A 14,498-nucleotide genomic window follows, 5' to 3' on the forward strand; every position below is an offset into this window, starting at 1 on the left:
GCACCCGAGACCGGGCCGACGCCGTTCAGTCAAGGAGTTCCACGTACCCGTCGGTCCCGTGAACGCGGATCCGCTGCCCGTCCCGGATCAACCGGGTGGCCCCCTCCACCCCCACGACCGCCGGCAGCCCGTACTCCCGCGCGATCACCGCTCCATGCGTCATCAGACCGCCCACCTCCGTCACCAGCCCGGCGATGCCCACGAACAACGGGGTCCAGCTCGGGTCGGTGAAGGCTGTGACCAGGATGTCACCCGCCGCCAGATCGGCCCGTGCCATGTCCGGCACCACCCGGGCACGTCCCTCGACGGTCCCCGCCGACACCGCCAGACCGGCCAGCGCCCCCGGCGGCACGTCCTCGCGCTGGTACCGGCCGGCGAGCACCTCGCCGTCCGACGTGAGCACGCGCGGCGGGCGCAGCGTCTCGTGCCACCGGAAGTCCTCCCGGCGCCGCAGGACGAGCTCGCCGTCCGCCTCGCCCGTGCGCACGACCTCCTGCAGTTCCTGGAACCGCAGGAAGAAGACGTCCTCGCGGTCCCGCAGCACGCCCGCCCGGACGAGCCGATCGGCCTCCCGCGACAACGCCTGCTTGTAGGCCAGGTAACGGCAGACCATGCCGTACTTGGGGAACTCCCGATAGCCCGCGAACGTGCGCACCCGGGCGATCATCCGCTCGGTCTCCGCCGCCTTCCGCTCCCCGTCGGGCAGGGCCCGCAGGCGCGCCAGCACCTCCCGCTCCTTGCGCAGGGCCTCCTGACGCCCCTGCTCGAAACGCCGCGCACCGGCACCCGCCTCGAAATTCCGGACATTTCCGAGAATCACCGGAACGAGCATGGCGGGCCGCTCACTCCAGCGCGTCCGGGTGATGTCGATCTCCCCCGCACAACGCATGCCGTACTGCTCCAGGAAGCCCCGGACGGCCTCGGCGGCCTCCCGGCCGCCGGGCAGCTCGCCCAGCTCCTCCAGGAAACCGTCGCCCTCCCGCTCCTCCGCCGCCACCCGCTGCAGGAACGCCACCACCTCCGCGTGCGGACGGATCACGTCCGCCACGTCCAGCAGCGCCAGCCCCATCTCCGACGTCACGTTGTGCGGGACGGACTGCGTCAGCACATCGGCCGCGTTCCGCTCCCCCAGCCACTCCTCCAGATGATCGTTCAGCCACCAGGCCGCCTCCATCCCCGCCATGATCGCCTGGAAGCTCCGCGGGCCGAACAGCAGACGCCTCAGCTCCGCGATGTCGGCCAGGATGAACTCGAACAGCTCCGGCCCGGACAGCTCCTCGATGCGACGCCGCAACACGGCCACCGACTCCCGGCCGTCCCGGACCAGCTCGGCGACCAGCTCCGGATCGGTCTCGATCGGCGCGGGCGGAGCAGCGGCGGGCGCGACACCCGACTCCTCCTCCGGCACCGCGCGGATGAAGTCGCCACGATCCACCAGCGTCTGCAACGCGTCCCGGATGAGCGGATCGGACTTCCCCAGCGTCCCGATGAGGTTCGCCCGGCCCGCCGCCGTCGCCAGGACCGGGGCCACGTCCACGAACAGCCGCCCGCCCGCCTCCGCCATCGGCCGCGACGTCGTCAGCTGCCAGAAGGACAACCCCAGCGGCTTCATCGCGTCGGTCATCATCTGCTGATGCCCCACGGAGACATAGACGTGGTTGTCCTGGTCGTCGGCGACCGGAACCGGGAACAACGTCGTGATCGGCCGGCTCTGGACGACATGGAACTCCTCACCGGCCAGACACCACTCGATGTCCTGCGGCCGGCCGAACCACGCCTCGATCCGCCGCCCCAGCCCCACCAGACGAACCGCCTGCTCATCGGTCAGAGCCCGCCGGACCGACCGTTCGGCCTCGACCGGCGACTCCTCGGTGCCGCCCGCCGGCGACGCCCGCACCACCCGCGCCTTGGCCCCGACCGACACGTCCACGACCCGGTCGTCCCGCACCGTGTAGACGTCCCCCGCGACCACGCCGGAGACCAGCGCCTCACCCAGCCCCCACACCGCCTCCACGACCGCGGCCTTCCGGTCCGACGTCACCGGATCGGCGGTGAACAGGACCCCCGCCGCCTCCGGGAACACCATCCGCTGCACGACCACCGCCATCCGCACCCCGCGGTGATCGAACCCGTTACGACGCCGATAGACCACCGCCCGCTCCGTGAACAGCGACGCCCAGCAGCGCCGCACGTGCCGGAGCACCTCCGCCGGCCCCACGACGTTCAGGTACGAGTCCTGCTGCCCGGCGAAGGACGCCGTCGGCAGGTCCTCGGCCGTCGCGCTCGACCGCACCGCGCAGGCAGCCTGCTCGCCGAGCCGGGCCAGCGCCTCCCCGATCGCCGCCACCACGTCGTCGGGCACCGGCGCGCCCTCGATGACGGCGCGGATCTCCGCGCTCAGCGCGCGGACCGCCGCACGGTCGTCCGGGTCCACCTTCGACAGCAGGTCGAGCTGGGCGTCGAACGACGGCACCGCGGACACGACCCGCTGGAAGGCGTCGGTCGTGACGCAGAAGCCGTCCGGCACGCGGACGCCGTCGATCCGCGAGAGCTCGCCCAGGGCGACGCCCTTCCCGCCGACTTCCGCGAGGTTCGCCGCGTCGATCTGCCCGAACTCCAGCACGTAACCCAATTCCGTCGCTCCATCCTTCGTCGGGGTTGGTTCGCAACGGGCAGTATGAACGACTTTTCGAGGTCTCATGAGGGGCGGGGATCCGCTATAAAGTGAAAGTGAGGGGATGTTCCCCCAGCATCGCGCCCGACCGCTGCGCGTGACTCCTCGATCGAAGATCACTTTCGCACCTTGGACGTCGCCTTTACTTTGTAGATTAATAGTAGTGCGCCGGGACGAGCCGGTGTCCACACGCTGTAGCGCACGCAATCACCAAAAAGCCGATAAGGCTACCCCCATCCGGGACGCCCCTCCCCCGCCATCCACCCAGAGACATGAAAAACTAGCGCCCGAGATAGGGAAGCACAGCGCCCTCGAAGCGTGAGTCGCAAATCCCCATATAACCGGAAATATCCCCAGCTTCCCGGCACTCCCCGCGCGCCGCGGGTCCGGAAATCGCATGAGTTCTCCGCCTTTGTCACCCAGCGAGGCTTTCTGGCGAATTATTCCAAATGCGGGATTTTGCGTTTCCCTCGTCGCCAAAGACCTGGTCACCCACGCGTCAGGTTCCGTTATAGAGTCTGCACCCGGACCCCGCCGAAGAAAGGTGACAGGCATGCAAGACGCGGCCATCGACCGAGTAAAGCTCATCTTCACCCTGTTCGACGCCGACGGCACCGGTTACCTTGAGGCCGAAGACTTCGACCGTATGGCCAACCGCGTATTGGCGGCTTCCCCTCGTTCCACAGAAGCCGCCAAGAGTGCGATCAGCGACGCATTCCGTCGTTACTGGACGACTCTTGTCGAGGAACTCGATGCGGACAAAGACGGCCGCATCAGCTTCGAGGAGTACAGCGCGTGCGTCCTGTCCCCCGAACGCTTCGACGACGCGCTGACCGACTTCGCCGAGGCGCTGGCCGAGCTGGGTGACCCCGACGGCGACGGCCTCATCCACCGCACCGACTTCATGGCGCTCATGACCGCCATCGGCTTCAAGCGGCGCAATGTCAACACCCTCTTCGACGCGTTCGGCCCCTCCCAGGACGACCAGGTCAAGGTCCCGGTCTGGGCCGAGGGCATCAAGGAGTACTACAGCCCCGAGAAGGCGGACATCGCGGGCGACCTCCTGCTCGGAGAGTCCAGCTGACAGCCGCCACGAGCCGGCGCGTCCGGTCTTCGACGACGAAAAGGGGAGCAGTAGTGGAACCAGTCATCGGACTTGCCATCGGCCGGGGAACGGGCCCCGAGCTCGCGGCCGTCTTCGAGCGGGTGCTGGCCGGGATCGCCGACGCCTGCGGCACGAAGGTGGCCCTCACCCGCTCTGAGCGCATCTATCACTCCTACGTGTCCTTGAAGGCCGGCGCGGGAGCCGACGAGATCCGCGAGAGCACGCGGCAGGACGCCGACCACTACACGCACTTCTGCCGCTCGCTGGCCGCCGCCGGCGTCCCCGCCGTCTTCCGTACGGCGATCAACGCCCAGTCGCTCTACCTGGTCCGCCAGCGCCTCCAGGCGGTGAAGATCGACGCCATCACCACGGCCGGGGCGTCGCTGCTGCTGGTCAGAGATCAGGCCCAGGGCTTCTACACCGGCGAGAACGTGCATCTTCCCGGCGCGCTCGTCCGCACGATGACCTTCAGCAGGGAGATCACCGAGAAGGTCATCGCGCTGGCCGTGCGCCGGGCGCGCCAGGAGTGGCCCGACGGCCGCATCGACGAGATCGTCATGGCCTACAAGTTCCACCTGCTCGACGGAGCGCTCGACGAGTGGGTGGCCGAGAGCGCCGCCCGCCACGGCGTGCAGATCGGCCTGTTCCAGCCCGACACCGTCAACCGCAACCTCATCGAACGCGGCCCGCGCCCCCGCACGGTGATCATCGCGGGCAACGAGTGGGCCGACATCATGCACGTGGTGCTGCTCGACCGCTTCGGCTCCGAGCGGCAGGAGAACCGCTGCACCGAGAACGTCTACCTGCATCCCGACGCGTGCGGCCTGGTCGAGTACCAGACCGTGCACGGCTCCGCCGACGACCTGGCGGGCACCGGGAGGGTCAACCCGGTGGCCACCGTCCGGGCCGCGGCGGCCATCGCCGAGCGGCACGCGGGATGCGCCGGAGCGGTGCGGATGGTCGAACGCGCCCTGATGGCGCTCGACCGCCACGGCGTCGCCACCCCTGACGCCGGCGGACGCCACTCCACCACCGGCGTGGTCGACGCCCTCCTCGACGCCCTGGAGCCCGTGGCCCGGCCGGTCTCGATGGCGGACTCATGACCGACGAGCAGTCACAGCCCCAGAAGGAACGTTCCATTCTGGGGCCGGGGGAACATCAGGAACGTGCCGCCGTCCCGGCCGCCGAGAAGCACCGGCCCGTGCAGCAACGTGCTGGCCTGGCCGCCGAGGAGCGCCCGTCCGTCCAGGAGCGCGTCCTTCCGGCCGCCGAGGAGCGCCCGTCGGTCCAGGAGCGTGCCGGCCTGGGCGTCGAGGTGCGTCAGGCGTTCGCCGAGCGTGCGGCTCTGGTCGTCGTCGATCTGCAGAACGACTTCTGTACCGGCTCCACCGCCCGTGCCCGTTACGGCGGTGACCCGGCGGTTCTGGAGACGGCCGCGGCCAACACGGCCAGAGCCCTCGCATCAGCGCGAGCCCGCGGCATGGACGTGGTGTTCGTCCGGTTCGTCGGTGACGCCGAGCATCAGGGGCCGAGCTGGCGGCGGCGCGACCTCGCCCAGGGCAAACCCCTCAAGTGCCTCGAAGGCACCTGGGGTGCGCAGTTCCACAAGGTCGAGCCCGCGCCTGGGGAGCCGGTCTTCACCAAGTGGGCCTGCTTCGACGCCTTCCTCAGTGAGGGCTTCGAGCGGCACCTGCGCGGGCGCGGCATCGCCCGCCTGGTGTTCGCCGGCCTGTACACCGACGTCTGCGTGGACAGCACCGCCCGCACCGCGTTCCAGAAGGGCTTCCACATCACGGTGCTGACCGACTGCACCGCCAGCCGCTACCTGCCCGACTCGGAGATCCTGCGCTTCATGGCCGCCCTCTACGGCGCCCATCTCACCTCCCACGACGTCCCCGGCTCGTGGATCCCGGAACAGGAGACCGCCGCGGTGTCAGCGGCCGGTCGACCGGCCCGAGAGGAGAGCACGTGCCGGACAACCGACAGCTCGAGATCGACAGCGGCGTCGGCCTGACCGCGCTCATGGTCGCCGCCGCGCGGGCGATCGAGACCCACCGCCCCGACTCCCTGGCCGCCGACCCCTACGCCGAGCACTTCGTCCGCGCCTCCGCCGCCTCGGCCGCGTGGCCGACCCGTCCGCAGGACGTGCCCGGCGGCGACGCCAACCCTCTGTGGGGCAGGCTCGGGCGCTACTTCGGTCTGCGTACCCGGGTGCTTGACGACTTCCTGCTGCGCGCGGCCAGGGCGGGCATCCGGCAGGTCGTCCTGCTCGGCGCGGGGCTCGACAGCCGGGCTCTGCGGCTCGGCTGGCCTCGGGGACAGGTCGTGTACGAGATCGACCGACCGGGTGTGCTGGCGTTCAAGGAGCACGTGCTCGCCTCGCTCGCCGTCGAGCCGTCGTCCCCGGTTCGGGTCGTCCCGGCGGCACGGCGACGGGTGGTCGCGGCCGACGTGGGCGACGACTGGGCCGGCGCGCTGCTGGCCGCGGGCTTCGACGCGAACACGCCGACCGCCTGGCTGGCCGAGGGCCTTCTGCTCTACCTGGATCCGGAGGTCGAACGGCGGCTCCAGCGGACCATCGACGTCCTGAGCGCCGAAGGGAGCGTCCTGGCGTTCGAGGCCAAGCTCGGGCTGGGGTCGCCGGCGGTCCGCGCCAACCCGGTCTACGCGGCGACCAAGGCGCAGATCGGCGTGGATCTGCTCGCGTTGTTCGACCGGAAGCCGCGTCCAGACTCGATCGGGCTGCTGAGGGGGCGGGGCTGGTCCGCCACCGTCCGTACGCCCTTCGACTTCACCCGCGAGCACGGTCGGGGCCCCCTTCCCGAGCCGGACGACGCCTTGGCCACCAACCGCTGGGTGTTCGCCGAGAAACCACGACAAAGCCATGTGTTGGGCGTCTCGGTGCCGACGTTCCGCGACTGCTGACGGCTGGCTCCCGGGCCAGCCACGAACAGCCGGCGAGGTCCCACCCCTCGGCTGCCCCGACCGGTGGCGACCGCGAACGGTCGGGGGGCGGGGCGGCCCAGGTGGCGGGGCCGCTAATCGTGCCGTGTGTGGCTGTCGGGGGGCGGGTTCGGTCGGGGCGGGGCTTGGGGCTTGGTGTCTCACATCCGCCGAGCAGGTGCCGCGGGAGTCGTGGCGTCGGCCATGAGAGAGGCGTTCATCAGAAAGCAGCGGTCGGTCGAGGGGTGGGGGTTCTCAGGTGGTCGGGGCGTGTTCTCGTGCTGAGATCAGGATGTCCAGGATTGCGAGGGTTTCGGTCCATGGCACTGGGTTCGGGGCGCCGTCCACCATGCCGAGGAACGCCTCCATCGTCCGGACGTATCCCAGGTTGTGGACCGGGTCGGGGCCGCTTTCGATCACGATCGACTCGCTGCCGTGCCGGCCGTGGAGGGTCACCGTGTAGGCGTTGTCGTCCGAGACGCCCAGGATCTCGACCGTTCCGACTGTCCCGTTCGCCCACTGCAGTGCCAGGACGCCGGTGTCCTCGGACCTAAGCGTCCGGTAGTGGCGTCTGGTTCCGGCTGCACCGACCAGGCGCACGTCCGGGCCCAGCAGGGCGACCAGCGGCTCGACGCCGTGGATGCCCATGGTCACCATCGTCCCGCCGCCCTCGCCGGGCGTGTCCTGCCAGGCGTTGTAGCCGTCGGCCCACTGGCCCACGTCGTGCCGGACCGTCGCCCGTACCGACAGCACGTCCTGCGCGTCGGCGCGGACCTCGGCGAAGGCGGGCGCGAAACGCAGCACCGAGCCCGACATCACCCGATCGTGCACCGGCAGCCGGCGCAGGGCGTCGAGCTGCTCCCTGGTCGCGGCGGCGGGCTTGTTCACGAAACACGGCACGCCGGTCTCCAGCACCCGGCCGAGGGCGGCGGGCACGTGCGGGTTGGGCAGCGTCAGCACGACGCCATCCGGGTTTCCCGTCAGCAGCTCGTCGAGGTCGCCCGCGACCTTCGCCTCGGGATGTTCCTCGGTGAAGCGCCGCAGCCGCTCGGCGTCGGGCTCCCAGACGGCCAGCTCGGCGTGGCGGGTGAGGGTGCGGGCGTCGGTGTAAGGATGGCTGGTGGCGAGCCCGGCGAGCGCGATGCGCACAGCTTTCCTCCAAATGGGCGATATTTCAGGAAATGATCCACATCATGTCAGGACCATGGGAACCGCCCCGGCCCCCTCAGGGGCGAACCCGTCCCGGGGCACCGGGGCACCCCCATTCCTGGCCCCCACCAGCGAAGCCATTCCTGAAGCACGAGGACCGGCGCCCACGAGCTGGTCTCCGGTACGGGAGCGGCCGTGGAGACGGCGGGCCAGGGGCACACAGCGGGGCTGCCCGTAGTTTGTGGATTCCGGCCGTAATGCATGGGGTGCCGGGGGCTGCTCGGCGTGGACGGGCAACTGTGCCAGCCGTCCTGGTCTCCGGTACGGAAGCGGCCGTGGAGACGGCGGGCCAGGGGCGTGCGGCGGGGCCGCCCATATTTGTGGTTTCCGGTCGTGGTCCCGGGGCGGGCAGTTGGGGCCGGTTGTCCTGGTTTCCGGGTCGGGCGTCATCGTCCTGAGTGCGGAAACTCGGTGGACCGGACGGACGGGCGCTGCGAGCATGGGCGGTGATGTCCCGAGCGTAGGAACACGTCGATCACCGGCAGGGGGACGGCCCAGGAGCCGTCGCCCCCTTGTCGGCAGCTCTCTGACTCTTCCCTCAGACGATCGACGTGCGGGCGCCCGAGCGCGCCCGGAGAAGGACTTTCCATGGACATCCATGAGTACGCCAGGTACGACGCCACCGGCCTCCGCGACCTGATCAGGACGGGCGAGGCCGACGCCGGCGAGGTCGAGACGGCGGCCCGCCAGGCGCTGGCGCAGGTCGACGAACACGTGAACGGGCTGGCCCTGCCGGTGTTCTCGCCGGCGCTCGACCACGCAGCCGACGGCCCCTTCGCGGGGGTGCCGTTCCTCATCAAGGACCACGGGCCGGTGGCTGAAGGGGTGCCGTTCACGCTGGGCAGCCGGGCCTATCCCGGCGTCCTCGCCCGGCGCGACACCGACCTGATGACGCGGTTCCGCGCCGCCGGGCTGGTCACGCTGGGCCTGACCACGGTGCCCGAGCTGTGCGTCAGCTTCACCACCGAGCCGGTGCGCTACGGGCCCGTGCGCAACCCCTGGGACCTCGGCCGCACCGCGGGCGGGTCGAGCGGCGGCGCCGCGGCGCTGGTGGCGGCCGGGGCCGTGCCGGTCGCGCACGCCAGCGACGGCGCCGGCTCGACCCGGATCCCGGCCGCCTGCTGCGGGCTGGTCGGGCTCAAGCTGAGCCGTGGGCGCGGCCCCTGCGGCCCGGACGCCGGCGAACTGGTGCTCGGCATGGCGGACGAGTTCGTGCTCACGCGTACGGTCCGCGACGCCGCGGGCCTGCTGGACGCGGTCCACGGGCCGGGGATCGGCGACAAGTACACCGCGCCTCCGCCGCGCGGGCCGTACGCGCGGGAGCTCGTGACGGATCCGGGCCGGTTGCGGGTGGCGCTGACCACCACCTCCTGGATGGGCACGGACGTGGACCCGGAGGTCGCCGCGGCGGCGGTCGCGACGGCCCGCGTGCTGGAGCAGGCGGGGCACGTCGTGGAGGAGGCGAGCCCGGCGGTCGACCAGGAGGACGCCATGAGGGCGTGGATCATCGAGGCCGTCGGGGTCGCCTCCCCGTGCCTGCTCGCGCCGCGGCTGCCCGACGTGGCCAGGATGGAGGCGGTCTCGCGGGAGTTCCTGAAGGCGGCCAGGCAGGCGACCGCGCTGGACATGCTGGCCGCCTTCGACGCCCAGAACCGGGTCACCCGCTCGGTGGCGGCCTTCTTCGCGGGGTACGACCTGCTCGTCACGCCCACCCTGGGTCGTCTGCCGGTGCCGCACGGCACGTTGCGGTACGACGATCCCGGGCAGACACTGCGGGGATGGCTGGAGACGTTGTCCGGGTTCGGGCCGTTCACGCAGTTGTTCAACACCACCGGGCAGCCGGCGATCAGCCTGCCGCTGGGGCAGAGCGCGGGCGGGCTGCCCGTCGGCGTGCAGCTCGCCGCCGCGTACGGGCGCGAGGACCTGCTGTTCCAGGTCGCCGCGTTCCTGGAACGGGCGATGCCGTGGCGGGACCGGGTTCCGCCGATCTTCGCGGGCGGTCTGTCCGGGTGACGGGTAGGCGGCCGCTCTGAGGCGGTGGGTGCGGGCGGCTCGGCTTCGAGCGGGGGCATGGGGTCATACCCGATCGAGGTCGCGCCGCCCCTGCGGGCCGGTTCCAGGGCCGGTTCCAGGGCCGGTTCCAGGGCTGTTGCGCCGACATGGCGGCGGGCCGTCGCGAGCGCACTGCCGGGTGCCTGCGAACGGCCGCGTCGCGTGAACTCGATCGCCGGCTCGGGTGAAAGACGGGCGACACCACTTCCTCGCAAAGGCTCAACCACATGCCGCCCAGTACAACAATGTCTGACGCAGCCCTGATCGAACGGTCGTGGCGAGATCCCGAGGACTTCGCCCTGCTGTTCGACCGGCACGCAGGACACATCCACCGTTATGTGGCCCGCCGGCTCGGCGACGACACGGCCGACGACGTCGTCTCCGAGACGTTCCTCGCGGCGTTCAGGCAGCGCCGGGACTACGACACCGCCCGCCCGGAGGCTCTGCCCTGGTTGTACGGCTTCGCGACCAACTTCATCCGCCGGCACCAGCGCGCCGAGATCAATCGCTACAAGGCGTACTCGAAGGTGGGCGCGCTGCCCGACGCGGACGACGTCGCGGAACAGGCACTTGAGCGGGCGAGCGCCCAGGCCGTACGCCGCCCGCTCGCACGGGCGCTGGCCGCGCTGAAGGCCCGCGACCGTGACGTCCTCTTACTCGTGGCCTGGGCCGACCTCACCTACGAGGAGGTGGCCAACGCCTTGTCCATCCCGATCGGAACGGTTCGTTCCCGCCTCAGCCGCGCGCGGGCCATCGTCCGCGACGCCCTCGGCAGCACCGACCCCACGATGGAGCAGACCTCATGAACGACCAGACCGACCTGACCGAGCTGCGTGACCTGTTCGCCGACAAGCCGTACCCGACGGCGGATCGCCTCGCCCCCGCCCGTGCCGCGCTCCTGGCCGAAGCCCGTACGAAGCGCCGGTTCCGGCCCCGGGCGGTCGGGGTGCGGCGGCTGGTGCCGGCAGCGGGCCTGGTCGCGGCGATGGCCGCGGGGGTGATCGTCGTCCAGACGGTCAACTCCTCCGCGCCCGCGAGCGCCGCCGAGGTCCTGCGGCTGGCGGCCGAGGCCGCGACCGCCGCGCCCTGGCCGCAGCCCCGCGACGACCAGTACCTCCACTACGAGCGCATCGCGGAGTCGCACAGCGAGAAGGGGGTCCGCAACGTCGTTCCGCGCCACAACACGGGTGAGGTCTGGCAGTCCGTCGACGGCTCCCGCACAGGGCTCCACTGGCACAAGCCGGCGAAGACCGTCCCCCGAGGGGGCGAGTACAAGGAGCTCCTGATCCGGTGCGCCGGACGCGGCTCCGGGTCTCCCACCTACGCCGACCTCCGCGAGTGGCCGGTCGACCGGGAGCAGCTCCGGCGCAAGCTGGCCGAACGCGGTGACGAGATGGTCTCCGGCACGGACATGGCGACCCGGACCTGGTACGGCGTCCGCTCCGTCCTCGGCGGCCCGGTCCCGCCCGCGCAGCAGGCGGCCATCTTCGAGATCGCCGCGACCCTGCCGGGCATCGAGATGGAGGAGCTCAAGGACGTTTCCGGCAAGCCGGGCATCGCCGTGACCCGGGTGGACAACCTGGGGCCCGGAGGCACCGTCTCGCGGGAGTCCCTCATCTTCGACAAGACCTCCTACGTCCTTCTGGGCGGGCAGGACTTCGTGCCGGGGCAAGGGCGTGAAGTGTGGTCCGTCACCCGTCCGCAGCTCACCGACACCCTGCCGGCCTGGTCCAAGACGGTGAAGCGGAAGTCCTGCGCCTGAGCCCGCGTCCAGCGGACCACGGACCACGGACGGACCGCGGACGGACCGCGGTCGGACTACTCCCGGCGGCGTAGCCGGCCGCGCATCGGTCCCCCGGCGGTAGCGGCAGGTCACTCCTCCGGCAGGACGCCACCGGGCGGGCGGCGCGGCCATCATGGCGGGCATGAGATCAGCAGTGAATGACCGGGAGAGGTCGGAGGTCCTGGGTTCCGCGCTGGACGGCGTGCGCCGCGCGGGCGTGCCGGGCGTGTACGCCGAGGTGCGCGACGGCGGCCGGGTGTGGCGGGGCGCCGCCGGGGTCGCCGACGTGGAGACCGGCCGTCCCGTCGAGCCCGGGATGGTGCAACGGGTGGGCAGCATCACCAAGACCTTCGTCGCGGCCGCCGTCCTGCAGCGGGCCGAGCGGGGCGACCTCCAGCTCGACGCGCCGATCGGCCGCTACCTGCCCCGGCTGGTGCCGGGCGGCCGCGGGCAGCGGATCACCGTCCGGATGCTGCTCAACCACACCAGCGGCATCGCCGAGTACCTTCCCGCCGCGTTCCCGTCACTGGGCGGGTTCCCGTCCCTGCCGGACGTCTCGCCGGCGAGCCTGGACGGCAACCGGTTCACGTACTTCCCGCCGGCCGAGCTGATCAGGATGGGGCTCGCGGCGCCTCCGACCGGCGAGCCCGGCGGCTCTTCCGGCGTCTACTCCAACACCAACTACATGATCCTCGGCCGGCTTCTGGAGCACGTGACCGGCGCCACGGCCGAGGGGTACGTCACCCGGCACGTCATCGAACGCGCCGGGCTGCGCAACACCGCCTTCCCGGGCGGGCCGAGGATCGAGGAACCGCACCCGCGGATCTACGAGTCGTTCTTCGGCATGATCGACCCGCCCCGCGACTACAGCGTGTACGACATGTCCTGGGTGCGGACGGCCGCCTCCCTGGTGTCCACCATGGAGGACCTCAACACCTTCTACGGCCTGCTGCTCTGCGGCGAGATCGTCGGCCTGTCCATGCTGGCGGAGATGCACCGCACGGTCCCGGTCCGCGCCCACACCGGGGAGATGATCGACTACGGTCTCGGCCTGCAGAGGGTCGAGATCCCGGGAGGCGGCACCTGCTGGGGCCACGGCGGCACGGTCTGGGGGGCCACGACGATGTCGCTGACCCGCGACGACGGCAGGCGGCAGATGTCCATCACCACGAACCTGGCGAGATGGAACAGGCCGGACTCGTCGGGCAGGCCCCAGCCCCATCCGATCGACGCCGCCCTGGCCGCCTTCAGCCGGCAGGTCATGGGTCCTCGCAGCAGAGGCGGCAGCCGTGCGTGACCGTGCCCCTGCCGCCGCCCGCCGTGGCCGGACGCGGCGGCGGGGTCAGTCCGCGCGCCGGTACTGGAAGTCGTCGAAGTAGTCGCGGAGCCGCTTGTCGTGCCTCTCCACGGCCCCCGGATCAACGATCCAGAACGCGTACGCCTCCGCGAACAGCTCCCCCGCCGAGGTCTGCGCGTACGGGGTGAGGTCCTGTCGCACGTTCTCCTTCTTCACGAACAGCACGAAGTTGCGCAGGCACGGGGTGATGTCGTTCCCCTGCGGCGTCTTGTACTTCGCCCGCCAGCGGGCCTCCAGGATCTGCGCGTCGCACCACCGGACGACCTCGTCCCGGTAGGTCTGCCAGGTCGTCTGGGTCACCTTGGCCGTCACGTCGCGCTTGAGCTGCTGGAAGGCGCTCTCCTGCGGGAAGACGCCCTGCTCGCCGGCCTCGATCCACTCCTGGACCTTCTCGATCGCGTCGAGCAGGGCGTTGTGCTCGGCCTTGGCGGCGGCGCCGGAGAGCGTGGGGCCGAGCTCGTTCAGCGCGGTGTTGTCGGTCCTGAGCTGGAGGGCCTCGGTCACCGCGTCCTGCGGGACGCGCTCGGCCTGGCGGTACTGCTGCCCACCGACGCTCTGGACGGCCCAGGCCGCGTTGTTCCTGGACTCGGCCCGGCACGCGGCGCTCTCCACGACGTGGCCGACCTCGTGCAGGATGTCACGCACGCTCGGCGGGCAGGCGCGCGTGGCGGCGCCGCCGTAGAAGCCGGTCCCGTCGTCCCGGAAGATCGCGTCGGTTATCTTGAGCGTGCCGAGCGATCCGGACCAGGGGCCTCTTTCGTAGACGAACTTGCCCTTGTTGTGACCGTCCGCGCCGGCGAACTCCCGCACCCGCTCGATCTCGACGCCCTGCAGCGCGGACCGGTCGGGGGCGGGGACGAGCCGCAGCGCTTCGTGCAGCTTGACCAGGTGCTCGACGGTCCAGGGGCCGGTGATCGCCGCGAGGTTGTAGGTGTTCGTGAGTGACCGCGTCAGCTCGTTCAGGTCGCGGCTCGGTGGCTCGGCGCCGGCCGGCAGGCCGCGCCCGACCAGGGTCGCGGTCGCGTGGCGGCTCTGGCCGTAGGTGAGGATCACCTGGCCGACGGTGGTGTCCGTGAGGGGCAGGATCTGGTGGTTGGTCTGGGGGCTGTACTCCTGGGGAGCGTACGAAGCGAGCAGCCAGGTCAGGGCGTGCCGTTCCGGATCGGTCAGCTGCCCGTCCGGGAAGGTGACGGTCGCCGAGGCGAGGCCGCGCTGCCTGACCGCGGCCGCGGCGACGTCGGCATTCAGCGGCTGCGGCAGCCGCAGATCCTGCAGTTTCACGAACGTGTAGTCGATCGGCATGGGGTCTGTCCTCCTGATCCCCGCACCCTGCGCCGGGTGCCCTGCCCTGTCCCGGAGCGGCCCTGAGCCGGTT

The 14,498-nt window shown here is 71.2% G+C and carries 11 protein-coding genes; 8 read left to right on the forward strand and 3 right to left on the reverse strand.

The genetic code is table 11. The annotated features are described in order from the left end of the window. Positions 1–25: 25 nt before the first annotated feature. Entirely contained in the window at positions 26–2,632 is a 2,607-nt protein-coding gene (gene rph / locus ABT158_RS32830; RefSeq protein WP_502911586.1) for a rifamycin-inactivating phosphotransferase, read from the reverse strand. A 595-nt stretch (positions 2,633–3,227) separates the two neighbouring features. Between rph and ABT158_RS32835 the strand changes: the two genes are divergently transcribed. The 4 genes from ABT158_RS32835 to ABT158_RS32850 are packed head-to-tail and all read left to right on the forward strand — an operon-like array spanning position 3,228 to position 6,704. After that, positions 3,228–3,758 (forward strand): EF-hand domain-containing protein, encoded by a 531-nt coding sequence (locus ABT158_RS32835; protein ID WP_352360094.1) that lies wholly within the window; start codon positions 3,228–3,230, stop codon positions 3,756–3,758. 53 nt (positions 3,759–3,811) lie between these two features. After that, positions 3,812–4,882 carry an isocitrate/isopropylmalate family dehydrogenase gene (locus ABT158_RS32840; RefSeq protein ID WP_352360096.1) on the forward strand — a complete coding sequence of 357 codons (1,071 nt, stop codon included), beginning with the start codon at positions 3,812–3,814 and terminating at the stop codon, positions 4,880–4,882. Further along, positions 4,879–5,793, forward strand: a complete 915-nt coding sequence (locus tag ABT158_RS32845) for a cysteine hydrolase family protein (protein ID WP_352360098.1) — start codon at positions 4,879–4,881, stop codon at positions 5,791–5,793. Before ABT158_RS32840 ends, ABT158_RS32845 begins: the two co-directional genes overlap by 4 nt. Next, positions 5,748–6,704, forward strand: a complete 957-nt coding sequence (locus ABT158_RS32850) for an SAM-dependent methyltransferase (protein ID WP_352360100.1) — start codon at positions 5,748–5,750, stop codon at positions 6,702–6,704. Before ABT158_RS32845 ends, ABT158_RS32850 begins: the two co-directional genes overlap by 46 nt. 273 nt (positions 6,705–6,977) lie before the next feature. On the opposite strand, the gene ABT158_RS32855 is transcribed toward ABT158_RS32850, so the two are convergent. Continuing rightward, the gene (locus ABT158_RS32855) at positions 6,978–7,871 is read right to left on the reverse strand and encodes a Gfo/Idh/MocA family protein (RefSeq protein ID WP_352360102.1); all 894 of its coding nucleotides are present in this window, start codon (positions 7,869–7,871) and stop codon (positions 6,978–6,980) included. 648 nt (positions 7,872–8,519) lie between these two features. Here ABT158_RS32855 and ABT158_RS32860 point away from each other — a divergent pair. The 4 genes from ABT158_RS32860 (at position 8,520) to ABT158_RS32875 (ending at position 13,063) form a co-directional block, all read left to right on the forward strand. Further along, positions 8,520–9,944 (forward strand): amidase, encoded by a 1,425-nt coding sequence (locus ABT158_RS32860; protein WP_352360104.1) that lies wholly within the window; start codon positions 8,520–8,522, stop codon positions 9,942–9,944. A 284-nt stretch (positions 9,945–10,228) separates the two neighbouring features. Continuing rightward, complete coding sequence (locus ABT158_RS32865) at positions 10,229–10,789, forward strand: RNA polymerase sigma factor (protein WP_352360106.1); 561 nt, start codon at positions 10,229–10,231, stop codon at positions 10,787–10,789. Continuing rightward, positions 10,786–11,745 carry a CU044_5270 family protein gene (locus ABT158_RS32870; RefSeq protein ID WP_352360108.1) on the forward strand — a complete coding sequence of 320 codons (960 nt, stop codon included), beginning with the start codon at positions 10,786–10,788 and terminating at the stop codon, positions 11,743–11,745. The genes ABT158_RS32865 and ABT158_RS32870 overlap by 4 nt, the downstream gene beginning before the upstream one ends. Before the next feature lie 163 nt (positions 11,746–11,908). Next, positions 11,909–13,063, forward strand: coding sequence for a serine hydrolase domain-containing protein (locus tag ABT158_RS32875; RefSeq protein WP_352360110.1), 1,155 nt, complete (start codon positions 11,909–11,911; stop codon positions 13,061–13,063). A gap of 45 nt (positions 13,064–13,108) precedes the next feature. Here the strand turns inward: ABT158_RS32875 and ABT158_RS32880 are convergent, their stop codons facing one another. Further along, positions 13,109–14,425: a hypothetical protein gene (locus ABT158_RS32880; protein ID WP_352360112.1), complete on the reverse strand. Its 1,317-nt coding sequence runs from the start codon at positions 14,423–14,425 to the stop codon at positions 13,109–13,111. Positions 14,426–14,498: the final 73 nt, after the last annotated feature.

The organism is Nonomuraea sp. NPDC001636, assembly GCF_040298265.1.
Taxonomy (GTDB): Bacteria; Actinomycetota; Actinomycetes; order Streptosporangiales; family Streptosporangiaceae; genus Nonomuraea.